Below are 23,269 nucleotides of genomic sequence, written 5' to 3'. Positions count from 1 at the left end.
ATATTATATTAGTTATTGAAATGACGGCGGGCTTCACTACGAACTCGATGCAATACCCGCTGTTTAATTTCGCTATAACCCTCAGCCTGAGCCAACGTTTCTATGTCACGCTGACGGCCAAAAGGCAGTCTTATTTCATCTACGATACAACCGGGGTGTGCTGACATGATAAGGATCCGGTCGGCCAGAAACAGAGCCTCCTCAACATCATGTGTCACAAACAAAATCGTGGTGCCCGTTTGCTGCCAGGCTGATAACAACAATTCCTGCATCATGAGACGGGTTTGCGCGTCCAACGCACCAAAAGGTTCATCCATCAGCAATATGTCGGGGTTGGGTAACCAGGCTCTGGCCATCGCGACCCGTTGTTTCATACCACCGGATAATTGCCATGGATAGTGATCTTCAAACCCTTGCAAACCCACCAGTTTCAGAAATGCCTGTGTTTCCGGTAGGATTTCCGCAGGCGTCGCCCCCTGCATCCGTGGGCCGAAAGAGACGTTATCGCGCACCGTTAACCATGGGAATAGATTTGCCTGCTGAAATACCATCCCTCGATCCGGTCCAGGTGCTGACACCACATTTCCCTGGCATTGAATATTGCCACTGTCGGGGTGCTCAAAGCCGGCTATCAAATTAAGAATGGTTGACTTACCACAGCCCGACGGCCCGAGCAGGACCACAAATTCACCCGGCTCGATGCTCAAAGAGATATCTTCCAGCACCTGCTGTCGCCCCTGCTTAGTGGCAAAACCCAAATTGACCCGATTAACCGTAATAGATGCCGATTGTTCCTTTCGCATTACTCTCTCCCTGCCCATGGCACCATTAATCGCTGTAAACCTACAATCAGCAGATCAAGCAGATAACCAATACCACCCAGTAACAGTATTCCCAGCATCACAATGTCAGTACGTAAATACGAGCTGGCATTGATAACCATCCAGCCTAGCCCTGATGTCGCAGCAACCATTTCAGCAGCAATGAGCGACGTCCAACCAACACCAATGGATAAACGCACACTGGTAAACAATTCAGGTAGCGTTTCAGGTAGTACTACACGAAAAAAAATCTGACGACGGCTAGCACCTAATGTTTGGGCGACACGAATTCGGGCTCGCCCAATACGTTCAACCGCAGCGCAAGCCCCGACCACCACACTGAGAAATGTGGCAATAAAAATCAGGAAAAACTTGGATGACTCACCGATACCCAGCCAGACAACCGCTAAGGGGATCAATGCTATCTTGGGTAATGACCGTAAGAACTGCACAAATGGATTAAGCAGCGCTGCAATAGGTTGCGACAGGCCCATAACCAATCCCAATGGCACGCCAACCAAGATAGCGACGGCGAATGCACTCAATGCCCGGGCAACACTGACAGCAATGTGTTGCCACAATGGCACTTGCCGGTATCCCTCTTGTAGCAACTCGCCGGCGGTGAGGGCAATATCCGATAATGGCGGTAACAGCAATGGATCGATCCACTGCTCAGCCCCCACCACCTGCCACAATAAGAAGAATGAAATAACCGCCCCAACGCTTAACCCAACCTGCTGCACTCGATTCATAAATACCCTATTGCTGTACTTGTGCGGCGATCGCATCCTTTAAATAACTGACATTAATTCCCTTTTCAAACGAGCTGGGAATGTCACGTTTACGCACTTCACCAATGCTTTCCAAGAACCCAGCAGTTTTATGCACGGCCTGCCCAATACCACTGTTATCAGTATCGGAACCGTTGCCTAACCACTGCGCTGTTTCCTGCTGTTTAAGTGTTGGATATTCCAAACCAGATAAGGTATTGGTTGCCGTAGTCACCGGGGCGCCAACATCTTTCGCCACGATAGCCGCCGCTTTTATTGGATCACGCTTAAATTCATCAACTTTTTGTTGATGTACTTGCAAGAATTGGCTCAATAACTCGGGATGCGCTTTAGCAAACGCAGTTCTGACCACATAATTGTTATAAATGAGGTAACCGTCCTGCTGAAGCTGTTTGGTCTCGAATACGGGATGCCCGCCAGAGACTTCGAGCTCTTGCGCAAAAGGAGCCCAAACATAGCCCGCGTCAATATCTCCCCGTTTCCACGCAGCAACCATTTCTGCGGGTCGCAATGGAATTAATGTCACCTTATTACGGTCAATATGATTGACCACTATCGCGGCATCTAATGCATATTGAGCGGTTGAATTAGGCGGATAAGCGACACGTTTACCTTCAATATCCTTCAAAGAGGTAATCGTATCTTTAGCAATAAGGCGTTCAGACGTAGCTATCACACCTGATATACCAAATATTTCTATTGGAAGTTTTCGCACCAAACCCGCAACCGCAGGGCTTGAACCTATATTGGCAATATCAATCGCATCGCTGGCAAAATAACCTAATGCATCAGCACCGGTGGCAAATTGCACCCATTTCACCTTGGTATTGAGTGCTTTTTCCAACGAACCATCGACTTTCGCCAGAACCAGAACCTGTGAGCTACCACCGTAGGCCACGCGAACTTCATCGGGTAATGGTTCATCTGCCTGAGCATGAAAAGTGAGTAGGGATAAACTTGTTAATCCCAAAAAAAACGCGATAGGTTTCAACATGACACTGTCCTTGATTAATAATAATCGTAAAGTAATAATAAATAAAAACAGCCTTTAGCTATAATCACCCCGTACTTTTTCCTTAATCACCATTAGGAATAAAGTATATTTATTCGACACCAACGTCTTAATGTAAATATTAGGTTATTCCGTTTTGTTATTTATAATAATATATTTAAATATCAGATTTTAATTTTGACGTAAAAATAACCCTCACATCCACTGTGCGATTAGTTTACTGGATGAATATAATTCACTATATAAGTAGAGTTTTATAGTCAGGAATAGGAATAATTCTCACACTACCTCCTTGTACTGTTAATGAATGAAAATATTATTATGCATAAGTGACTTGCGATAATATTATTATTTTATACTGCCAAAAGTTCATGCTATGCAAACAACATAAATATCTATCGTTATCTATTAACGTCATATAGAGGCATACGCGATAGTAACCTACTCTTTTTCTGAGTACCTAGGTTCTCTTTCAGGATGAGAACATGCGCGAATGGCATCAAATCGCCTTAATAACTTTATGCCGAAATGGTTAATAAAAATCACTACTGTTAAGCGTCAGCCAGCACATTGAGATGGTTTTACAACTACCAAATTAAAAAAGCCCACTTAAGCAACCTCAAGTGAGCTTTTTACTATTTAATCTGCTAATAAGCCCTACAACTCCAGGCTTACACGACCCTCCCCCTATTTACGATTAAGGATACGGAGAAAATCCTGTTTATTTGAGATTAATGAGAGCGCATTGGCAATAATTTCATCACTAAAAATCGAGGCTACATCTTTTAACACATCAATATGCTCCTTTTCTTTAGCAATAACCCCAATGGCAATAAACATAACATTACTTCTATCCCAGATGACACCATCAGGGAATTGAAAAATCTCAACACCGGTTTTAACAATGATATTTGTGGCTGATTTAGGCAGATGAGGTAAGGTAATACCATTCCCTAAGAATGTAGAGACTTGTTGTTCTCTTTCATTAAGAAAAGAGATACAGTCTTGGTTAATATAACCTTTTAATTTAAACTCTTTTCCTATCATTGCTAAAACTTCAGCTTTATTTTTTGCATGACATCCTAAGTGTAGGTTATCAACGGTAATATTATCTATCATTATCTGTCCCCTTTGCGATATGATCTTTTTTATCTCATATAAAAATTATGTTATTAATTACCGGCAGACAGTTCTTCTTCAAGTTGTTCTAATGATTTATTGGATGTTTCTGGTAAGGCGGTAATCACAAAGATAATCGCCAGATAGTTGATAAGAGCAAAAATCAAGAAGACCGGACCCAAGCCAAGTTTCGCCTGAAGCACGGGGAACAAGTAACTCACAATGGCATTCATGATCCACATGAAAAATACTGAGATCCCCATAGATAGGCCACGAATCTTTAATGGGAACAGTTCTGCTAATACGACCCAAGTCAGAAAGCCCATCGTACCCTGCATGACCCCGACAAACAGTGCACCCAGCAACCAAATAACAGTGGCCTTTATTTCACCAACCAGATAATAATCCGCACCAGCAATAATCAAGTGCAGCGTTGCCATCAGGGCAAAACCATACACAATCAGTGTTTTCCGTTTAAAACGATCAACCAGGAACATAACCCCAATAACCATCCCCCCGACAGAAAAAACGCCATTTAACACGTTACAGATTAGCGACATTCTTTCCGAGAATCCGGCAGTTTTTAATATTTCCGTACCATAATACATAATGACGTTAACACCGGTAGTTTGCTGTAAAGCTGCCCAGGCAATACCTACCAAAATTAATTTTAAGATCCACGGTGTTTGAAAAATAATAGCCAAATCATTTTTAGCATACAATTTCTTTTCTTTTTCGATATCAATCAACGTTACGATATCATTAAACTCTTTAATAGCCCGTGGCTCAGGGCGAATTTGTTTTAAAATTACTAATGCCTCTTCCCGCCTATTTTTACTGATCAACCAACGGGGGCTTTCTGGCGAACGCCACATTCCCACTAACAAGCAAATAGCAGGGATAGTTTGAACCAATAGCATATAACGCCAGACCTCAGGTAGATGGCCCCAGGCAATACCAATTACCGCATTTACTGCAAATGCTGCTAATTGTCCAATAACAATGGCAACTTCATTCAACCCGGTAAGTTTGCCCCGCATTTCTGTCGGTGCAACCTCGGATATAAATGTAGGTGCAGTAACCGATGCCCCGCCTACCGCGTAACCAAGCAAAAATCTGGCAATTAAAAGAGTGGTGATATTAGGTGATAATGCACACAATAACGCACCAAAGAAAAAAACGAAGGAGAGATAGAGCAGGTATTTTCTTCGACCAAAAAAGTCAGCCAATTTTCCGCCAAAAACACTACCAATGGCGGCACCGACCAATAGTACACTCATTACCAGGCCCACTGTCGTCGGCGTCAGGGCCATATTTTCTTTCAATGAAGAAAATGCACCATTAATAACACCGGTATCATAACCAAAGAGCAAGCCACCAAATGTAGCGACTAATGTTATTTGATGTAATCGTTTTCTCTGTTGTGCATTGAGATTCATCATTAACGACATATCATTACCTTTTTATTTGATTATCCATTTAATGTCAAAAAGGGTTTCAAAAAACAAAAGTAACTCCTTCTCCACCTTAAAACATGGAGGTGATGAAGAACTTTTTGACACTCTGATTTATTAATAAGATAAATGCAGTTATTGAAGACAAATAAGCTTTATTCCAGAGTGCGATATTATATGATTCTTGCTACGGTTTTTATTTTGCATGATCCTTTTGCGCTCCCAATTTTTAAAATGTACCGATTACCATGGTGGTACTGGTAATACGTTATATTTTGCTACCCCGCCTCAACCGACGTCCCAGCCCCTCATTCTGCTGACAGCACAAACAAAGGTTGCGGCCTGAAACCAACCGACGGCTTGACTGCAATAATCACCACCAATCAATCCAACACTGACTTCTTTCATCTATATCCTCCTGACGAGACAAAAATAGACTATCAATGAATGCTCGCTAGCGGTTTCTGGCGATCCTCAACTGGCGTTATCACTGATAAGTATGTTAACTCACTGTGACACAACATATCATTTTGATTGAAATTAAAATTCCATATCGATCACAACATGGCATTATAATTTCATTTTTGGTGAGGGGAATTTCAGGTAATACAGGTATCTCATCATCAAACACACAATTATCTCACTGATATATAAGTAATATTATACTTAGAATAGATGACGGCACTGATGCATTATTCACGCTATAATTACAAAAAAATTTACAATTTTGTGACTTAGATAACTATATTATTTCAAAATAAGCCATCAATAGAATAAAATATTTCATTGGTTTTTGACGACTCTAAGTATCAATTTTGGGTGTGATGTTGGTCTGAGTCTGGATTTGTGGCGGGGTTGCGGGCGTCAAAAAAGAAAAGTGATCAAGATAATTGATGAGAAAGCCCCGTATAGCTAAGGTTGGGCGGGGCTTTCGCTATTTGATAGTCTGTTCTGTGAGCTGTTTTCTTTTACAGTGCATAAAAAATCAATACGGCAATACCACCGAATAATATCCATTTAATCAAATAATAGATCCTACGATTCCAGGCTTTCAACCGTTTCCCCACCTTGCGCACTGCATAGATGTATTTAAACATACGATTGACACCACCGGTACGATCCCCCTCTTCGTTGGGGGCTGTGGCTGCACTCATTAAATTGCGCCCCAACCAGTGGTTAATCCATTGCGCCCAGCGGTAACGCATTGGCCGCTCAATATCACAAAACAGGATCAGCCTATTCTGCCCACTCTGATTCTCGGCATAATGAATATAAGTTTCATCAAATAAAATGCCTTCACCGTCACGCCAACTGTAAGTGGTGCCATCAACATCAATAAAACAGCGGTCATCATTCGGGGTGATTAAACCAAGGTGATAACGTAAAGAACCGGCATAAGGATCACGATGCCGAGGCAGGCGGCTACCGTGCGGTAATTCAGCAAACATCGCTGCCTTTACCGAAGGTAATCCGCGTAATAACGAGGTGGTATAAGGGCAAAGTGTCATCGCCGAGGGATGGCTATCTTCATACCATTTCAGATAAAAACGTTTCCAGCCAGTTTTAAAAAACGAATTAAAACCCGCATCATTATATTTATCCGATGCTTTGATTTGCTGGATTTCCATCAGCGCCTTACCTTCATCCCTGATTTGCTGCCAGTTTTCACGCAGCACGGTCAATTCAGGGAAGAGATCCTGCTTTAAATAGGGCGTGGTGGGTACCCGTGAAAACAGATACATAAACACATTGATTGGTGAAACAAATGTCGAATGATCTGAGAGCTGACGCCAGAACTTGTAGCGAACTTTGCCACGAAAATGCACATAGACTACACATAAGATAAAAGCGAATAGCACTATATATTTCATGATGTCCTATCAAATAAATATGGTTGATAGTCAAATATTTAGTCTATATCGATTGAAATTTCCAACTTAAAAAAATAAAAAGTTATTACAACAAGTGACTAGCCCCAACTTAGTAAGCAATAAATGTTTGAATATCACTGTCATTAACAGTGAAACATCCCGTAAAAATGCGGCCTGCAGGGAAGTCACTGCTGAGATCGCGTAATAGCTGCAACTCAAAACGCCCTGATGCCATGGAATAACTCAGGAAACGGGCCTCCAGGAAGTCAAAATAACGCCCTAGCTGTGGATACACCGCTTTAAATAGACTCTCTTTGGCTGAAAAAGCCAATGTCAGTAAATGGTTGAATACTAATGGGCCTTCCTGAAGATCGCGGTACTCCTGCTCACTAAGGATTCCGGGCCATAGATCATTCGCCCTTTCAACTGCAATCAGGCTTTCAATATCTAGCCCAACACCGTGGACATGGGCACTTTGATCAGAATACTCTGTAGCCGGCGTTATAATTTGCGCAGTGCACAGAGCACGTTGGTTGTTATGACTGATGCTGCCAATCAAACCGGCGGGCCATAGTGGCGCGCGATCTAGCCCATTCGCTAACGGATAATTGCGTACTTCAAGCATATTCAGCACTTGTCGGGCGACAAAACGGCCCGCCAGGTATTCGGCACGCCGTTTTGCCACTGCTTTTTGTAAACTGCCGGGAAAGGCAATGCCATAAGCAGCAAACAGCTCATCCCGGTATTCATTGACATCAAAATCACATTTTGCCAACAGGCCGTGAAACAATGGTTGGCCATTTAAACCGCTGGCTGGCAGTGCGGCAAAGGTAAAGTTACGAATAAATACCGACGTCACGCGTTATCCTAATCATCTGGATTCATAGGCCTTTATAATAGTAGTTAACCCACAGCACCACAATATCCGAACCTATCCCGATGGCTAAAACACATCAGTGAAAGCAAGTTGCTACCAAAAGCCAAAACACCAATCCCATCAACAAATAACCCAATACGACTTAATTCATTATGAAATGTCACTTCACAATTATTGAAACGCAGTTCCTGACGTTTCTTTTTCTGTGACAATGGTCAATTTAAAAGAAAAAGTAAACAGCTAGGTTAATTACCAGAGGGATAAAGGAATAACCTTTTTTTATATATTGATATATCCGTCAGGTTACAGGTTACAGATACGCACCTGCTGCTTGAATTCTATTGGGTATATACCTATCCCATTATTAAAAATAATCCATTTTATCTTTTGTATAGCGACTTCTGGAGAACACTGAATGAAATTCCCAAAGCCTTTGCCCACACTGTGCCTGGCTATTTCTGCCATATTATTTAGTCAAATGGCCTCTGCTCAACAAATTAAAGCTGCCGATGTTCATCCCAAAGATTATCCTAATGTTGTTGCTGTTAAAAATATGGGTGACAAACTAAAGACCGCAACGGATGGTCGCCTGGAAATTAAAACATTCCCAGGTGGCGTCTTAGGTGATGAAAAGCAAATGATAGAACAGGCTCAAATGGGAGCAATTGATATTATTCGTGTTTCTATGACCCCTGTTGCCTCTATTCTGCCGGAGATCAGTGTCTTTACCCTGCCCTATATGTTCCGCGACGAAGACCATTTACATAAAGTTATTGATGGTCAAATCGGCCAAGAAATCGGTGATAAAATCACTAACAATAAGAACTCAAAATTGGTATTTCTCGGCTGGATGGATGCGGGTACCCGTAATCTGATTACCAAAGAACCGGTGGTTAAACCAGAAGATCTCAAAGGTATGAAAATCCGCGTTCAGGGCAGCCCGATTGCACTGGCTACCCTTAAGGCCATGGGTGCCAACTCACTCAGTATGGGTGTAAGCGAGGTATTCAGCGGGATGCAAACCGGGGTGATTGATGGTACCGAAAATAACGAACCGACCTTTATCGCCCACAATTATCTGCCGGTTGTCAAAAACTATACCCTGAGCGGCCATTTTATTATTCCTGAGCTGTTCCTTTATTCCAAAACAAAATGGGATAAATTATCTGCTGAAGATCAACAAACCATTCTGAAATTGGCCAAAGAAGCACAGGCTGAGCAGCGCGTATTATGGCAAGCCTATGTGCAGCAATCCCATGACAAAATGAAAGCCGGTGGCGTGCAATATCATGAAATGGACCATGACTATTATTATAAAGCCACTCAACCCGTTCGTGATGAATTCGGTAAGGATCATCAAGAACTGATCAAGCAGATTGCAGCCGTGCAATAACATCTTTCCGACAGTATTAAATATTTTAATACTACTGATATTTACCCAAGGTCATGGGGGTTGTAGCCAATGACCCTGGGTACACTGAGGTCTCCGCTATGGCTCGCTATTATCTATCAACGATGGATGCGTTATATCGCCTGTCAATCTGGGTCGCTGGTATTGCCTTAATCATTATGGTTGTGGTTATCCCTATGGGGATATTTGCCCGTTATGTCCAAAACGATGGCTTATCCTGGCCAGAACCCGTCGCCATATTATGTATGGTGACATTTACTTTTATTGGTGCTGCCGCCAGTTATCGTTCTGGTTCACATATTGCCGTCAGTATGGTCACTGATCGGCTCTCTGAGACCGGTAAAAAAGTATGCCTGTTATTGGTTGATTTGCTGATGGTGCTGATAAGCCTGTTTATTTTGGTCTATAGCTACATTCTGTGTAGCGAGCTTTGGTCACAACCAGTGGCTGAGTTCCCATTACTGACAGCCGGACAAAGCTATATTCCTCTGCCAATCGGCTCCGCGATTACGCTGATGTTTATCATCGAGCGGCTATTTTTTGGCCCGCAGACCCACCGCCCGGTAGTGATGATCGGCAATTCATAATTTGGGGAACTTTGCCTTATGGACGCATTTATTTTAGTTTTTACGCTGGCAATCTTGCTGGCTATTGGTGTCCCGGTGGCTTATGCCGTCGGTTTAAGTGCCATCGCCGGTGCATTTTGGATTGATTTACCGTTGGAAGCGGTGATGATTCAAATCACCAGTGGCGTCAATAAATTCTCATTACTGGCCATTCCGTTCTTTATTCTGGCGGGGGCCATTATGGCCGAAGGTGGCATCGCACGGCGGCTGGTGAGTTTCGCCTATATTTTCGTTGGTTTCATCCGTGGTGGTTTGTCGCTAGTTAACATTGTGGCTTCAACATTTTTCGGTGCCATTTCAGGATCATCAGTGGCAGATACCGCCTCCATTGGCTCGGTAATGATCCCGGAAATGGATAAAAAAGGCTATCCGCGTGATTTTGCCGCCGCAGTCACCGCCAGTGGTTCAGTGCAGGCGATATTGACCCCACCCAGCCATAATTCGGTGATTTACTCACTGGCAACCGGCGGCACCGTATCCATCGCGGCACTGTTTATTGCCGGGATTTTACCGGGCTTGCTGCTCAGTTTTACCCTGATGCTAATGTGTGTCGGCTTTGCCTATAAGCGAGGTTACCCTAAAGGTGAACGAGTGCCGTTCCGTCAGGCGCTCAAAATCTTTGTCGATACATTATGGGGGTTGATGACGGTGGTCATCATCATGGGAGGAATTCTTTCCGGGGTATTTACCGCCACAGAATCTGCCGCGATTGCCTGTTTGTGGTCATTCTTCGTCACTATGTTTATCTATCGCGACTATAAATGGTCCGAATTGCCTAAACTGATGTATCGCACAGTAAAAACTGTCACTATCGTGATGATTTTAATAGGTTTTGCCGCCAGTTTCGGCGCTATCATGACCTACATGCAGTTGCCAGAACGTATCACTGAATTCTTTACCTCGGTTTCTGATAACAAATACGTGATTCTGATGTGTATCAATATCATGCTGCTGCTGATTGGCACCTTGATGGATATGGCACCGCTGATTTTGATCCTAACACCGGTACTGATGCCAGTGACCAATTCATTAGGTATTGATCCGGTCCATTTCGGTATGATTATGTTGATCAATTTGGGAATTGGTCTGATCACTCCCCCGGTGGGGTCGGTGCTGTTTGTCGCCAGTGCGGTGAGTAAACAGAAGATTGAACAAGTGGTGAAAGCGATGTTGCCGTTCTACGGCGCACTGTTCCTGGTGCTGATGTTGGTCACTTATATTCCTGAAATATCACTGTGGCTGCCAAGGGTATTTGGCGTGTACACCGGCTGATAAACCGATAATCATGAGTCGGGCCGCTGACCGGCCCTTCTCACGGTTACTTTGTCATCAATACCACAGGCTCATGATTGGCCAGCCCACCAGCAGCAACATTGAGATGTAGAACACCCCCATGATGCCACCCAGCCGCCAATAATCTTTCGATTTCACATAACCACAGCCATAGATAATCACACCAGGGCCAGTCGCATACGGCGTCAGGACACCCATGATCCCAATGGATAACACCAGCAGCATAGATAAATGTTCCATCGGCACACCACTTAAACCTTTACCGACCGCCAAAATAACCGGCAGCATGGTTGCCGTGTGGGCAGACAAGCTGGCAAACAGATAATGAGAGAAATAGAACACCAATACTAGCGCGACCACCGTCATATTCGGCGAGAAACCATCCAAATGGGTACTCATGGTATTGGCGAACCAATCAATGAAGCCCGACCGCGTTAAGCCATTGGCCATCACCACTAGTGTGGCCAGATTGACCAGCGTGTTCCAGGCACTTGAGTATTTAGTAATGTCTTTCCACGACACCACATGCAGTGCCAACATCAGGGATACTGCCAGCAACCCTACCGCCGTCGCATCAATGAATTTACCGCCAAACACCCATAAGCACAGGCTCAGCAGCACCAAACCAATTAGGATTGCTTCCTTGCGCGTTAACGCCCCCATCTCAGTCAGTGCTGTTTGCGCCCAAGCCGCTACCTCATCGCTTTTGGTCACGCCGGGTTTATACAACACATAAGAGAGCCAGGGTGCCACTATCAGTAAAATTAACCCAACGGGCAGGAACGCCAAAAACCACTGCATCCAGCCAATATGGACACCGGCAATTTTATTGACAAACTCGATACCCAGCACGTTAGGTGCCGCGCCAGTGACAAACATGGAGGAGCTGATACTGGTCCCGATCACCATCATCCACATTAGGTACCCCCCGATACGCCGTGACGACGGATCATTGGGGAATGAATCAAACAGGGGTGGCAGATTTTTTACTACCGGGAACACTGTTCCCCCGGTACGGGCAGTATTTGATGGTGTAAAGGGTGCCAACAGAATATCTATAATAACAATGGCATAACCCAACGTCAGGGTACGTTTGCCCATGAATTTCACCATGAACAGGGCGATACGGCGGCCAAGTCCGGTGGCTTCATAACCCAGCGCAAAGATAAATGCCCCAAACACCAGCCAGACGGTGGTACTGGAGAACCCGGCCAGCCCCCATTTTAAAGACTCTTTACCGCCGTTAAAGCTGGCATCAGCCACTTCAGCCGCACTAAATAGCACCCAATCTGAACTCAGTACACATATCGTCACGGCGATAAAGCTTATCGCGGTGGCTGGAATCGGTTCTAAAATCATCCCAACAATCATGGCGACAAAAATCGCAAAATAGCGCCAGGCTTGAGGTGGCATTCCTTCCGGGGTGGGAATCAACAGCAGAACAGCCAGCACCACAAAAGGCGCGAGCGCTTTCCATAATTTCTCTTGCGACTTCAACATAGAGATACTCCTATAGCTGTTACTGGTTCAATAACAACGCTATTATTTTTGTGAGGGAGATGATGAGGGAACTGCGCCAGAAACCAGGTTAGGATCAGCAGGTCAGCACTGCCGCCGGGACTAAGGTTGCGGGCGATACATTGGGTATCAAACATTCGCACCCGCCTCAGGCTGAGAGGAGAACCCATCCCTGCCGATGCGAGTGAGGCCAGAATCTCTGTCGCCTGCTGTTGCAGCCATTGCAGCCCGGCCATACCGCCACGGGATACCACATTGGTATCGCGGTTGACGGACATCAAAATCAGCAAAGTGTGCAATAAGGCATGGTCGGATTCCGCCCCGTTAACTAATAAGCGTTGGTAAGCCGGCAAGGCATAATTCAACACGGTAGCGAAGCCAGATTCGGCCTCGCCGCGTGCGCCGGTCAGGCCATAGTGATTGAACAGCCGTTGGCCCGCCGTTTGTTGTGGATTGGATTGACACAACTCACGCTCTGTCAGCCCAGAGCACAGACGTGCCGCCTCCTGGCAAATAGCATCAGCGCTAATCCATTCACCTCGCGCTTTCAGCCGCCCCAACGCACAGCAAATTAATCCCAGCGAAAAAACGCTACCTTTATGGGTATTCACCCCCCCAGTGGCGTGGAACATACTATTTTCACACGCCAGTCCCAGCGGTCGCAGGCTGTTCAGTGCTGCCTGCCCACCAAGCTGAGCGTGGTTGATGCCCTGTTCTATAAAGCGCGGGAGCCACGGCGCAATAGCATCGGCACTGTGATAAAAATCGATCAGCGCCATATCCTTATGTGCACCACAATTGAAGCGATCCACCAGGCCCGGTTTCGGTGTCAGATTCACCTCTGCCAGCATGGCGCGATACGCCAGTGCGCCATATTTTTTGGCAAAGTCAGAGGAGGCGACAGGTGATTGAGCCGCCCTGTTGTCAGTGCGTTGCAGTTGTGGCATTGAGCATCAACTCCATCTGAACCAATAGTTGGTCAATACTGTGAGTTTGCGCGCGGGCACAGACATTGGCTGGACGGTGACAAAGCAGACAGCGGCGCGGCGCTAACCCCACATCACGGCGCGATAAGATTTGCCCCGATGCATCAAGCACATCGATATCCCATAACCGGCCCTGCGGGTGCTTTAGCTCAAGTAACAACGCGGCGTCCTTCACCTGTTCCGCAGGTAAATCCACCGCAATCAAACCTTCACAGCCGGTCGGCAGTGGAAAAATCTCTTGTTGCAACACTGGCCAACACTGCTGTTGACTTAGCGAGGTGATCGCCTGCCATGCCAATGCAAATAATTTGCGCGTCAATGGGTTATCTTTCACCGCACCGGGTGCCACCAACGTCAGTGAAATCAACGTCACCTGATGGCGAGCCAGCCACGCCTGTTGTCTGCTCTGACGGGACTCACGGCTGGTAAGTAACTCCGGTAAGCTGATGGGCCGGTTGGCCGCTAACGCAGGAGAGAGTGTGTTCATCGCCTACTCCTGTATTTGATGCACAACGTCAATTACTGAGCCGTCGCGATAGCGCACCACCGCTACGACGCGATCAGTAAATGCAATAGGTTGTGGCACGCCAGTCAGCAGTAACGCGCGCTGATGCAGCCATTCGATGGTGACTACGGCTAAACCGGCTTGCTGTAAGCGTTCTGCCAATTCGGGCCGGGCTGGATTAACCGCAATACCATGATCGGTCACTAAAATATCGACGCTGGAGCCGGGCGTCACACAGGTGGTGACGTCATTGACCAGCGTCGGGATCCGGCCACGAACCAAGGGAGCGACGATGATAGAGAGTCGGGCGGCGACCGCCGTATCGCAATGGCCGCCAGAGGCACCGCGTAACACGCCATCCGAGCCGGTCAGTACATTGACGTTAAAACGGGTATCAATCTCCAGAGCACTGAGCACCACCACATCCAGTCGGTCGACTGACGCACCTTTCGAACTAAAATTGGCGTATTGATTGGCACTGATTTCGATGTGACGTGGATTACGGGCCAGTGAGGAGGCAGCCTGCCGGTCAAAGCTTTGCACATCCAACAACTTGGTAATCAGCCCTTTTTCGTGCAGTTCTACCATTGTTGAAGTAATGCCACCGAGGGCAAAAGCGGCAGTAATGTTGCGCCGCAGCATTTTATCCTCAAGGAAGCGCGTCACTGCCAGCGATGCCCCGCCGGTCCCGGTCTGCAAAGAAAATCCATCGATAAAATAGCCAGAACCGGCAATCACCTCGGCAGCTCGGCGGGCGATCAGTAACTCACGAGGATTCGAGGTCATTCGGGTGGTATCAGCACCGATCTTGTCGGCATCACCGACCTTTTCAACCTGTACAATCAGGTCAACTTGATCTTGGGTAATACTGGCTGGATGATGGGGATAGGTCACCACCGCTTCTGTCAGCAATACCACACAGTGTGCATATTCTGCATCGACTCTGGCATAGCCCAACGAGCCACAACAGGCATTACCGCTAAAGCCATTGGCGTTACCAAATTCATCACAGGCCGGTACGCCGATAAAGGCAATATCGATAGTCAGTTCGCCGGATTCAATCAGATTAACCCGGCCACCGTGGGAGTGAATCTGTACGGGTTTAGCCAGTAACCCACGAGAGATCTCCTCTGCCAACGGCCCGCGCAGACCAGAGGTATAGATCTCACTGACCACCCCATTGCGGATATGATCCACCAGCGGTGAATGGCAGTCGCTCAGCGAGCTGGAGGCCAGACGCAGATTTTTGAATCCCATGGCGGCAATGGTATCCATCACCAGATTCAGGGTTAAATCACCAGCACGAAAAGCATGGTGAAAGGAGATAGTCATGCCATCTTGCAACCCGCAACGGCGGATAACTGTCTCCAGTGAGTCACATATTTTGATATCACGGGGTTTCTGCGCCTGTAAATTCGCTTTCGAGGTGTTTTGATACAGGTGGTACGCCGGGCCGTTATCCTGAGTGCGACTTAAGCTTTCTACTCGTTGTTGCCTATTCATCTTTTATTCCTCACGCAGGCCACTGACCGCACGTTGCAAAACCAACCGTGCCCGTTCAATCACCGGGCTATCTACCATCTTGCCATTCAGGGAGACCACCCCACGTCCTTCGGCTTCAGCCGCCGCCGCCGCATCGACCACGCGTTGTGCGTGGTGGACTTCCTTCTCGGTCGGGGCGTAGAGGTTATGTAGCAGTTCGATTTGCCGTGGGTTAATCAGCGATTTGCCATCAAAGCCCAGTTGTTTGATCAATGCGGCTTCCTGCAAAAAACCGGCTTCGTTGTTGGCATCGGAATAGACGGTATCGAAAGCCTGAATTCCAACAGCGCGGGCCGCCTGCAAAATTGAACAGCGCGCAAACAGCAGCTCAATACCTTCTGGTGAGCGCTCGGTACGCAAGTTACGCACATAGTCCTCTGCACCTAATGCAATCCCCATCAGGCGCGGAGATGCCTGTGCAATAGCCAGTGCCTGAGTAATCCCTTGTGCTGACTCAATCGCGGCCAGCAGACCTGTACTGCCAACGTCACGGCCGCATTCCGACTCGATACGGCTGATCTCGCGCGCCATATCGGTCACATCTTGCGCACAGTCAGTTTTGGGCAGACGTACAATATCGGCCCCCCCTCGGACCACCGCTTCCAAATCGGCCAGTCCGTAGGCTGAGTCCAACGCATTGACTCGCACAATGGTTTCCACATCTTGATAAAGCGGGTGTTGCAAGGCGTGATAGACCAAACGTCGGGCGGCATCTTTTTCGCGCAGAATAACCGAGTCTTCCAGATCGAACATCAATGCATCAGCCTGATAAATAAAGGCATTGCTTACCATTGCAGCATTAGCGCCAGGAACAAATAACATGCTGCGACGCATTCTGTTTTTCATTTCAGGTTTCATCACGATACTCTCCATGGCAGAATTTTTTCGTCACTTGCCCTGAGTAGCGCGGTTTCCAACCGAGCCTGCAACACGCAATCCAGTGCGCCTTTATCGTCAATAATCAGTTGCACTCCGCTTAGCCGATACTGTTCCAACAGTGCCAAAACACTGTAACGAATAGCTTCACCAAACTGCTTATCCACACTGCTATGTATTTGCAGATCTATTTCGGGTGGATTTAATGGCGCAATGCGCACCATCACGTCGCTCGACTCCAGTGTTCCGGCGACGGCCTCTCTGATAATTTTCATTTTTCACCTGATTAACTTGTCTTCAAATTCGAGATTGCTGATCTACGTATCTGCACCTATCTTTGTGCCCTGCTTTATTCGACTAAAACAGGGCTGGATCCTTTGCTGAAGCTACCTTTTTTGCCCGCTGCGCCAGCAGGCGTTGTAGATAGTGGCAGGTGGCGGGGGGGACCAATTTACGAATGGTTTCGCCATCCCCCTGAGCCAGTAATTTGCGTACCCAAGAGGCAGAAATAGCGGTGTTGTGATATTTAAGGCGCTCAATTTCTACCAGTGAGATGGGGGGATAGACTAATAACGGGGTTTCCAGCCAGTAGCTCATGTCATGGTTATATTTGGCGGTCACGGTACAAAACGGTTCGGTACCAACAAAGCGGTGAGTGACACCCAATGCCGGGGCCAAATATTGACGGAATATCTTCAGATCGATTTCGGTATAACAGTCATCGGCCACACCTTGATCTTTAATGAAATAACACGGGAAAGTGGCACGAGAGATCATATATTCCGAGCCAGGATGCACGGTAAGATTGGCAATATCCTCGGTGCCACTGAGCACTAATTGCAGGCGATCTTCATAAGGGAAACGCGAGTTATCTTCTTTCACCAAAAACAGGTGCAACCAATCACACTGTGCCGCGGCCTGGCGGACTAAATATTGATGCCCACGGGTAAACGGATTGGCATTCATTACAATGCTGCCAATTTTTTGTCCCGGTTGGCGTAACTGGCTTAGTTGTTTGGCATAACGCTGCAAGCGGCAGGCGCTATTTTCCATCAACACCACAATACCGGGGACACTGGCTATCGGATAAAAGCCACAGGTTTTAAATAAGTCTTCATTCTTGGTCTTGGTATAAATAAACAGATGGCTGTGGTGACGTTCATAGGCCAAATTGACCAGTTCGGTTGCCAGGGTCAGCGCCAATCCTTCCCCCCTAACCTGCTCACTGATTGCCACGCATTTGATAATATTGCCGGCAATCCCGCCACAGGCCACGAGTTGTTCATTACGGCTTACGGTAATAAATACGTCAACAGTGGTATCTATATTCAGATCGTTTGCACGCAAGAAACGTGTTATTTCTGCAATTTGCTGATGCTCTGAACGATTAATTTGACTAAATACCGTATCCATAATTCACTCTCTAGCATAACGTTTATATAACAAATAAAACACAAGTTAAACTCCCGATAATCAGGCAAGTCAAAGCGTGCGATTTAAATTAAAAATTCACATAAAAACAACAATATAAAATAACCATTTAAAAACTGATTTTTAATTCCAATTAATTTACGACCACATGCTAAACATAAAAATAGCGTGGTTAATTGACCTATTTCACATATAAGAGAGTAAATATAAGTTATTTAATGGTTTTAATTTCTTTAATTATTAATATTATTTTTTATTTCTCTTAGCTATTTAATTATTGCTTAAATTCACTTATGTTAATGCCTGTGCTAATGGTCCATATGTTAATTAAGGTGAGTAGCATGCCCAGTTCCTCTTCAGGTTCTTCCCCATTACGCAAATTAAAATGGCACGGCCTGAAATGGAGTCGCTTGAAGAATATTGCCTTCCCGCTGCGTATATTTTTGCTGCTATTAACCGTCTCGATCATTTTGGTTGGTACACTTGATCGTTTTCTGAGCCACAGTTTTGAACAATATTTACTGGATCAGGTCAGTAAAACCGCGATGAATCAGGCCAAGATTATCGCCGCGATGGATTCGGTGGTGGATGCAGTAAAACGCCGCGATAAAGCTCAGTTAGCACAAATTGTGGGGCGGTTAGGTGATACCTCAGATCTTGATTATCTGGTGATTGGCGATACTCAGTCGATTCGTCTGTATCACCCTAATCCGCAAATGATTGGTTATCCGATGCAATGGACGAAACCCGGTGCGCTGGAACGAGGTGAAAGTTATATCATTTTCGGTAAAGGCTCGATGGGGGAAGCGATGCGGGCCAAAACCCCGATCCGCGACGAACAAGGACAAATCATCGGGGTCGTTTCTCTGGGCTACCTCATCAGCAAGATTGACCACTGGCGACTCATTTATCTGCTGCCACTCACTCACTCGTTTATCATGGTGCTGATTGTATTGCTATTGCTGTCATGGCTGTTTGCACACCACATCCGCCGACAAATGATGGGAATGGAGCCGAAAGAGATAGCGCGGGTATTGCGCCAACAAGAAGCCTTGTTTGGTGCCGTATTTGAAGGGCTGCTGGCGGTTGATCCTGAGGGAAGGATCACTGCAATCAATCAAAATGCGCGTAAAATGCTGCACATCTCCGCCACACCACAACAGTTAATAGGTTGCAACGTCAGTGAAGTGGTCTCACCTGACCATTTCTTCCTCGATCAAACCGGCGATAACCGTCAGGATGAGCTATGTACCTTTAATGGCTTGAATACTATCGCCAATCGGGCGGGTATTTGGTCTGAAGAGGGGGTGTTTCAAGGCTGGGTGGTGAGCTTTCGTAGCCAGGATGATATTCATACTCTTAGCGTCCAACTGAGCCAGATTAAGCAATATGTCGAGAATCTGCGCACGGTACGCCATGAACACTTGAACTGGATGTCAACCATCAGTGGGTTATTGCAGATGAAAGAGTTTGATCGGGCGCTTGAGATGGTAAAAACCGAGTCTTCATCCCATCAGGCTCTGATTGATATGTTACGTACCGCGTTCAGTAACCGGCAAATTGCCGCTTTACTCTTCGGTAAATACCACCGGGCCAAGGAGTTAGGGCTGAGCTTGAACTTTATTCCCGGTTGCCAGTTGGGCATACTGCCGCCCACCATCGGGGAGAACGAATTGGCTGCCATCATGGGGAATTTACTGGATAACGCTTTTGAGGCTAGCTTGAAGAACCCGGAATGCGATAAACAGGTTGAGATTTACCTCTCTGATGAAGGGGATAACTTGATTTTGGAGGTTGCCGACCACGGTTGCGGTATCGATCCACAACTGCAAGATAGCTTATTCGAACGCGGTATCAGCTCTAAAAATTCAGACGAACACGGGATCGGCCTGTACCTGGTAGCCACCTATGTTCAGCAAAGTGGCGGCACCATTACGATAGAAGAAAATCCGCCGCGCGGCACCTTATTTACGGTCTTTATTCCGAAGACGCGTTGATCTCAAAGATGAGGAGATCCCATGGAATGGCTTAATATTTTAGTGGTAGAAGACGAAACACCGCTGGCAGAGATGCATGCAGAATTTATCAAACAAAGCAGCTATTGCCACGAAGTTTGGCTCGCGGGTAACTTGCAACAAGCCCGCAGCATGGTGACGCGTTTCAAGCCTGATTTGATTTTGCTGGATAACTATCTGCCCGATGGTAGTGGCCTGGAATTACTGCGTGAGATGACCTTACAGGGTTTCTCTGGTGGCATTATTTTCGTCACTGCTGCCAGCGATAGTGAGACGGTATCTGAAGCAATCCGTTATGGGGTTTTTGATTACCTGATTAAACCGGTAGCCTATGAGCGGTTGGAGCAGTCATTAGCCCGTTACAGCCACCGCCATCAGGTATTACAAGATGGTACCAAGGTTAATCAGCGCCAGATCGATGAAATGTATAATACCTATGCCCGTGGTGAACAGAAAGTGACGCTACCATTAGGCATAGACCAGATGACATTGGACAAAATCCAAACCCTATTCAGTGATAACACGGCGGAGTACACCGCAGAAACTGTCGCCCAGGTTCTGGGATTAAGCCGTACTACGGCACGCCGTTATCTGGAGTTCTGTGCCACTAATCAGGCCCTACAGGCAGAAATTATTTATGGCAAGGTGGGTCGGCCACAGCGGATTTATCGCAGTAAAAAATCAGCGTAGTTGGCACGGCTCTCCACTCGACAGCAAAGGCGTTCCACCGTCAATCACGTGGAGCGCTTCATTTCTCAGATAATAATTGCCTAGTTAATAATCAGATTTTTCCTGCATCTGTTAAGCCTCTAACATTTTTGATAACAATTATTGCTACAACAAAGATTGATGAGCATCATGCAGGCTAGGTTCCGTAATACAGAAAAATCATGATTAATGTTGCATTGATAGATGACCATATTGTCGTCCGTTCTGGGTTTGCCCAACTGCTCTCGCTGGAAAAAGATATTCGCATTATTGGTGAATATGGTTCGGCAGCGCAGGCGTGGGCCGAACTACCGAATATCGATGTGCATGTTACCGTTATGGATATTTCGATGCCGGATGAAAGCGGGCTAAGTCTGCTCAAACGTCTGCGTCAAACCATGCCTCATTTTCGCGCAATTATTCTGAGTATTTATGACACCACCGCCTTTGTGCAAAGTGCGATGGATGCGGGTGCCAGCGGCTATCTGACTAAACGCTGTGGGCCGGATGAATTGGTTCAGGCGCTGCGGACGGTCAATGGAGGCGGCCTCTATCTGTGTGCCGACGCACTGCGAGCACTGCGTTATATACCACAACATCCGCCACAACTGGCAATATTAACGCCACGCGAGAAAGAGGTTTTCCAATTGTTAATCAATGGAATCAGTGTTAAATCCATTGCCGAGCAATTGTCACTCAGCCACAAAACCGTCCACGTCCATCGAGCCAATATTCTGGGCAAACTCAACTGTGAAACCACTGTCGAACTGGTGCATTTTGCCCTACAGCATCAGTTGTTGGCAGGTAACTAAGTATGTTGCAGCTACGGTCGGTGGGGCTATCGCTGTTTCTGACCATCTTCTATTCTCTGAGTTGGCTCGCCCTGTGGACCATCAGTTTTTATCTCAGTAATGACGGTTTACACGCCGTTTTACTGCTGCCGCAAGGGCTACGGCTGGCCTTAATGATTCTGCTACCCTGCCGTTATTGGCCGGTACTGCTGCTGGCCGAATCTGGGATGTTGTGGTGGTTGTATAGCGAAAAGTTACAAGTTACGGCCTTAATTGTGCTTTCATCGGCGCTGAGTTTATTGCCCGCCTGGCTGAGTCAACGTTTCTGGCATCACTACACCCTTTATTGGCAACGGCTGTTACTTTTACTCACTGCGGTGACGGGCAACAGCTTACTGCACGGCTTCGTACTGGGTTTTTGGCTACCTTTATCGTTAACGCAGACCCTGCTTGCCACCTTTACCGGCGGTATTTTGCTAGTCCCCTTTACCTATCTTATCTATGAATATTTAAAGCAGCAGCACATCCGTAACCTGTTTTCCCAACAGATGCCCGATCCGCCGCTGCGTACCTCGCTACTGATTTGGTGCTCGCTTATTTTTGCCATTGGCGTGTGTATACAGGTTGCTATTACGCCGAATATGGAGCGCCTGTTGCTGATTTTTGTTTTTCTGCCCAATGTGTTTATGGCTTACAAATTCGGTTGGCAAGGGGGGGTATTGGCTGCGGTATTAGGCAGCCTGATGATAACAGTCACCCGTCAGGCCAGTGGCGCGTTTCATGACCTGGCGGAACTGGAGCTGTTCCTCTCGACCCAAGCCCTGCTGGGGATGACGCTGGGTATCGCTATCAGCCGTCAGCAGCAACTGACACAACATCTGCACCGTTACCGCAATCAGTTAGAACAAGAATTACAAACTCGCCGCAAACTAATGGAGCGGTTGGTGCATACCGAGGAGGATGTGCGCAAAGAGATTGCACGCGAGTTGCATGATGAGATTGGTCAGAATATCACTGCAATTCAAATCCAGGCGATGTTAGTCAACCGCAGCGCCCCCTCCGCGGCAGCGCAATCCGCAGCAAATCAGATAAGTACCCTGTCGCAACGTATTCATCAAACCACGCGCCAACTGTTACGCCAGTTACGTCCGCCAGTTCTGGATGAAATGCCGCTGGATCAAGCACTGCACCATCTGGCTGAAGAATTTGCTTTTGCCGAGCAAGGTATCAACTTCCAACTGGATTATGCGCTGCCACCCAACCCTGGTGAAGATGCGGTGATATTCACCCTGTATCGATTGGTGCAGGAGTTATTGAACAATATTAATAAGCATGCCAAGGCACACAATATTCACGTCAGCCTGCGCATCGGTAACAATATCATCACGCTGGACGTGCGCGATGATGGCATGGGTATTCCGGTACAACCGCCTGGAGGTGGTTCTGGCCTGCGTGGCATTGAAGAACGGGTGCGTGCACTGGGGGGAGACTGGTTACTGCAACGCCGGCTAGGTACCCGGGTGGTGGTCAATCTACCCACTCACGTCCGCAGTAATGACACTGTGAACCTGCCCACAAAATTGAATCAAAAGTCTTCATAAATAAGCATTATTCCTAGCCGC

The 23,269-nt window shown here is 46.7% G+C and carries 21 protein-coding genes; 7 read left to right on the top strand and 14 right to left on the bottom strand.

Going from position 1 to position 23,269, the window contains the following annotated elements:
- Window positions 1-8 precede the first annotated feature (8 nt).
- From Q2T72_RS08525 to Q2T72_RS08495, 7 genes are all read right to left on the bottom strand, one after another.
- Window positions 9-803 (bottom strand): ABC transporter ATP-binding protein, encoded by a 795-nt coding sequence (locus tag Q2T72_RS08525; RefSeq protein ID WP_372568961.1) that lies wholly within the window; start codon window positions 801-803, stop codon window positions 9-11.
- On the bottom strand, window positions 803-1,573 hold the full coding sequence (locus tag Q2T72_RS08520; RefSeq protein ID WP_372568960.1) for an ABC transporter permease: 771 nt from the start codon (window positions 1,571-1,573) through the stop codon (window positions 803-805). Before Q2T72_RS08520 ends, Q2T72_RS08525 begins: the two co-directional genes overlap by 1 nt.
- Before the next feature lie 7 nt (window positions 1,574-1,580).
- On the bottom strand, window positions 1,581-2,603 hold the full coding sequence (locus Q2T72_RS08515) for a glycine betaine ABC transporter substrate-binding protein (RefSeq protein WP_372569874.1): 1,023 nt from the start codon (window positions 2,601-2,603) through the stop codon (window positions 1,581-1,583).
- 708 nt (window positions 2,604-3,311) lie between these two features.
- On the bottom strand, window positions 3,312-3,743 hold the full coding sequence (locus Q2T72_RS08510) for a PTS sugar transporter subunit IIA (RefSeq protein ID WP_372558574.1): 432 nt from the start codon (window positions 3,741-3,743) through the stop codon (window positions 3,312-3,314).
- A gap of 53 nt (window positions 3,744-3,796) precedes the next feature.
- Window positions 3,797-5,194 (bottom strand): sugar porter family MFS transporter, encoded by a 1,398-nt coding sequence (locus Q2T72_RS08505; RefSeq protein WP_083159207.1) that lies wholly within the window; start codon window positions 5,192-5,194, stop codon window positions 3,797-3,799.
- Window positions 5,195-6,165: 971 nt separating this feature from the next.
- A complete protein-coding gene (gene lpxO, locus Q2T72_RS08500) occupies window positions 6,166-7,068 on the bottom strand; it encodes a lipid A hydroxylase LpxO (RefSeq protein WP_372568959.1) in 903 nt (300 codons plus the stop codon).
- Window positions 7,069-7,177: 109 nt separating this feature from the next.
- The gene (locus tag Q2T72_RS08495; protein ID WP_083159209.1) at window positions 7,178-7,927 is read right to left on the bottom strand and encodes a 4'-phosphopantetheinyl transferase; all 750 of its coding nucleotides are present in this window, start codon (window positions 7,925-7,927) and stop codon (window positions 7,178-7,180) included.
- A 433-nt stretch (window positions 7,928-8,360) separates the two neighbouring features.
- Between Q2T72_RS08495 and Q2T72_RS08490 the strand changes: the two genes are divergently transcribed.
- From Q2T72_RS08490 to Q2T72_RS08480, 3 genes are all read left to right on the top strand, one after another.
- Window positions 8,361-9,338 carry a TRAP transporter substrate-binding protein gene (locus Q2T72_RS08490; RefSeq protein WP_102970435.1) on the top strand — a complete coding sequence of 326 codons (978 nt, stop codon included), beginning with the start codon at window positions 8,361-8,363 and terminating at the stop codon, window positions 9,336-9,338.
- 98 nt (window positions 9,339-9,436) lie between these two features.
- Window positions 9,437-9,943 carry a TRAP transporter small permease gene (locus Q2T72_RS08485; protein WP_083159210.1) on the top strand — a complete coding sequence of 169 codons (507 nt, stop codon included), beginning with the start codon at window positions 9,437-9,439 and terminating at the stop codon, window positions 9,941-9,943.
- Window positions 9,944-9,961: 18 nt separating this feature from the next.
- Window positions 9,962-11,254, top strand: coding sequence for a TRAP transporter large permease (locus Q2T72_RS08480; RefSeq protein WP_019080904.1), 1,293 nt, complete (start codon window positions 9,962-9,964; stop codon window positions 11,252-11,254).
- A gap of 57 nt (window positions 11,255-11,311) precedes the next feature.
- Here the strand turns inward: Q2T72_RS08480 and Q2T72_RS08475 are convergent, their stop codons facing one another.
- From Q2T72_RS08475 to citC, 7 genes are all read right to left on the bottom strand, one after another.
- Window positions 11,312-12,775, bottom strand: coding sequence for an anion permease (locus tag Q2T72_RS08475; RefSeq protein WP_083159211.1), 1,464 nt, complete (start codon window positions 12,773-12,775; stop codon window positions 11,312-11,314).
- Entirely contained in the window at window positions 12,769-13,740 is a 972-nt protein-coding gene (gene citG, locus Q2T72_RS08470) for a triphosphoribosyl-dephospho-CoA synthase CitG (RefSeq protein WP_372568958.1), read from the bottom strand. The genes Q2T72_RS08475 and citG overlap by 7 nt, the downstream gene beginning before the upstream one ends.
- Window positions 13,718-14,266: a citrate lyase holo-[acyl-carrier protein] synthase gene (citX, locus tag Q2T72_RS08465; protein WP_005185535.1), complete on the bottom strand. Its 549-nt coding sequence runs from the start codon at window positions 14,264-14,266 to the stop codon at window positions 13,718-13,720. Before citX ends, citG begins: the two co-directional genes overlap by 23 nt.
- A 3-nt stretch (window positions 14,267-14,269) precedes the next feature.
- A complete protein-coding gene (citF, locus tag Q2T72_RS08460) occupies window positions 14,270-15,787 on the bottom strand; it encodes a citrate lyase subunit alpha (RefSeq protein ID WP_372568957.1) in 1,518 nt (505 codons plus the stop codon).
- 3 nt (window positions 15,788-15,790) lie between these two features.
- Window positions 15,791-16,684: a citrate (pro-3S)-lyase subunit beta gene (gene citE, locus Q2T72_RS08455; RefSeq protein ID WP_083159213.1), complete on the bottom strand. Its 894-nt coding sequence runs from the start codon at window positions 16,682-16,684 to the stop codon at window positions 15,791-15,793.
- The gene (citD, locus tag Q2T72_RS08450) at window positions 16,684-16,977 is read right to left on the bottom strand and encodes a citrate lyase acyl carrier protein (protein WP_083159214.1); all 294 of its coding nucleotides are present in this window, start codon (window positions 16,975-16,977) and stop codon (window positions 16,684-16,686) included. Before citD ends, citE begins: the two co-directional genes overlap by 1 nt.
- A gap of 82 nt (window positions 16,978-17,059) precedes the next feature.
- Window positions 17,060-18,115 carry a [citrate (pro-3S)-lyase] ligase gene (citC, locus tag Q2T72_RS08445; protein WP_083159215.1) on the bottom strand — a complete coding sequence of 352 codons (1,056 nt, stop codon included), beginning with the start codon at window positions 18,113-18,115 and terminating at the stop codon, window positions 17,060-17,062.
- 338 nt (window positions 18,116-18,453) lie between these two features.
- Here citC and dpiB point away from each other — a divergent pair, with 338 nt between their 5' ends.
- From dpiB to Q2T72_RS08425, 4 genes are all read left to right on the top strand, one after another.
- A complete protein-coding gene (gene dpiB / locus Q2T72_RS08440; RefSeq protein WP_372568956.1) occupies window positions 18,454-20,130 on the top strand; it encodes a sensor histidine kinase DpiB in 1,677 nt (558 codons plus the stop codon).
- A gap of 21 nt (window positions 20,131-20,151) precedes the next feature.
- Window positions 20,152-20,838, top strand: a complete 687-nt coding sequence (gene dpiA, locus Q2T72_RS08435) for a two-component response regulator DpiA (protein ID WP_083159217.1) — start codon at window positions 20,152-20,154, stop codon at window positions 20,836-20,838.
- A 200-nt stretch (window positions 20,839-21,038) separates the two neighbouring features.
- Window positions 21,039-21,668, top strand: a complete 630-nt coding sequence (locus tag Q2T72_RS08430) for a response regulator (protein ID WP_083159218.1) — start codon at window positions 21,039-21,041, stop codon at window positions 21,666-21,668.
- Window positions 21,669-21,670: 2 nt separating this feature from the next.
- Window positions 21,671-23,248 (top strand): MASE1 domain-containing protein, encoded by a 1,578-nt coding sequence (locus tag Q2T72_RS08425; RefSeq protein ID WP_372568955.1) that lies wholly within the window; start codon window positions 21,671-21,673, stop codon window positions 23,246-23,248.
- Window positions 23,249-23,269: the final 21 nt, after the last annotated feature.

Origin of the sequence: Yersinia sp. 2466 StPb PI, assembly GCF_041538325.1 — a bacterium.
Lineage (GTDB): Bacteria > Pseudomonadota > Gammaproteobacteria > Enterobacterales > Enterobacteriaceae > Yersinia > Yersinia enterocolitica_E.
The sequence above is the reverse complement of the archived record's forward strand: the minus strand, read 5'-3'. Positions and strand labels throughout refer to the sequence as shown.

Excerpts from the sequence above, each read along its gene's own strand:
- Q2T72_RS08475 (WP_083159211.1), bottom strand. The coding sequence starts at position 12,775 with ATGTTGAAGTCGCAAGAGAAATTATGGAAAGCGCTCGCGCCTTTTGTG.
- citF (WP_372568957.1), bottom strand. The coding sequence starts at position 15,787 with ATGAATAGGCAACAACGAGTAGAAAGCTTAAGTCGCACTCAGGATAAC.
- dpiB (WP_372568956.1), top strand. The coding sequence starts at position 18,454 with ATGTTAATTAAGGTGAGTAGCATGCCCAGTTCCTCTTCAGGTTCTTCC.
- citC (WP_083159215.1), bottom strand. The coding sequence starts at position 18,115 with ATGGATACGGTATTTAGTCAAATTAATCGTTCAGAGCATCAGCAAATT.
- Q2T72_RS08525 (WP_372568961.1), bottom strand. The coding sequence starts at position 803 with ATGCGAAAGGAACAATCGGCATCTATTACGGTTAATCGGGTCAATTTG.
- lpxO (WP_372568959.1), bottom strand. The coding sequence starts at position 7,068 with ATGAAATATATAGTGCTATTCGCTTTTATCTTATGTGTAGTCTATGTG.
- citD (WP_083159214.1), bottom strand. The coding sequence starts at position 16,977 with ATGAAAATTATCAGAGAGGCCGTCGCCGGAACACTGGAGTCGAGCGAC.
- Q2T72_RS08480 (WP_019080904.1), top strand. The coding sequence starts at position 9,962 with ATGGACGCATTTATTTTAGTTTTTACGCTGGCAATCTTGCTGGCTATT.
- Q2T72_RS08510 (WP_372558574.1), bottom strand. The coding sequence starts at position 3,743 with ATGATAGATAATATTACCGTTGATAACCTACACTTAGGATGTCATGCA.
- Q2T72_RS08505 (WP_083159207.1), bottom strand. The coding sequence starts at position 5,194 with ATGTCGTTAATGATGAATCTCAATGCACAACAGAGAAAACGATTACAT.
- Q2T72_RS08425 (WP_372568955.1), top strand. The coding sequence starts at position 21,671 with ATGTTGCAGCTACGGTCGGTGGGGCTATCGCTGTTTCTGACCATCTTC.
- citX (WP_005185535.1), bottom strand. The coding sequence starts at position 14,266 with ATGAACACACTCTCTCCTGCGTTAGCGGCCAACCGGCCCATCAGCTTA.
- citE (WP_083159213.1), bottom strand. The coding sequence starts at position 16,684 with ATGAAACCTGAAATGAAAAACAGAATGCGTCGCAGCATGTTATTTGTT.
- Q2T72_RS08430 (WP_083159218.1), top strand. The coding sequence starts at position 21,039 with ATGATTAATGTTGCATTGATAGATGACCATATTGTCGTCCGTTCTGGG.
- Q2T72_RS08490 (WP_102970435.1), top strand. The coding sequence starts at position 8,361 with ATGAAATTCCCAAAGCCTTTGCCCACACTGTGCCTGGCTATTTCTGCC.
- Q2T72_RS08485 (WP_083159210.1), top strand. The coding sequence starts at position 9,437 with ATGGCTCGCTATTATCTATCAACGATGGATGCGTTATATCGCCTGTCA.
- citG (WP_372568958.1), bottom strand. The coding sequence starts at position 13,740 with ATGCCACAACTGCAACGCACTGACAACAGGGCGGCTCAATCACCTGTC.
- Q2T72_RS08520 (WP_372568960.1), bottom strand. The coding sequence starts at position 1,573 with ATGAATCGAGTGCAGCAGGTTGGGTTAAGCGTTGGGGCGGTTATTTCA.
- dpiA (WP_083159217.1), top strand. The coding sequence starts at position 20,152 with ATGGAATGGCTTAATATTTTAGTGGTAGAAGACGAAACACCGCTGGCA.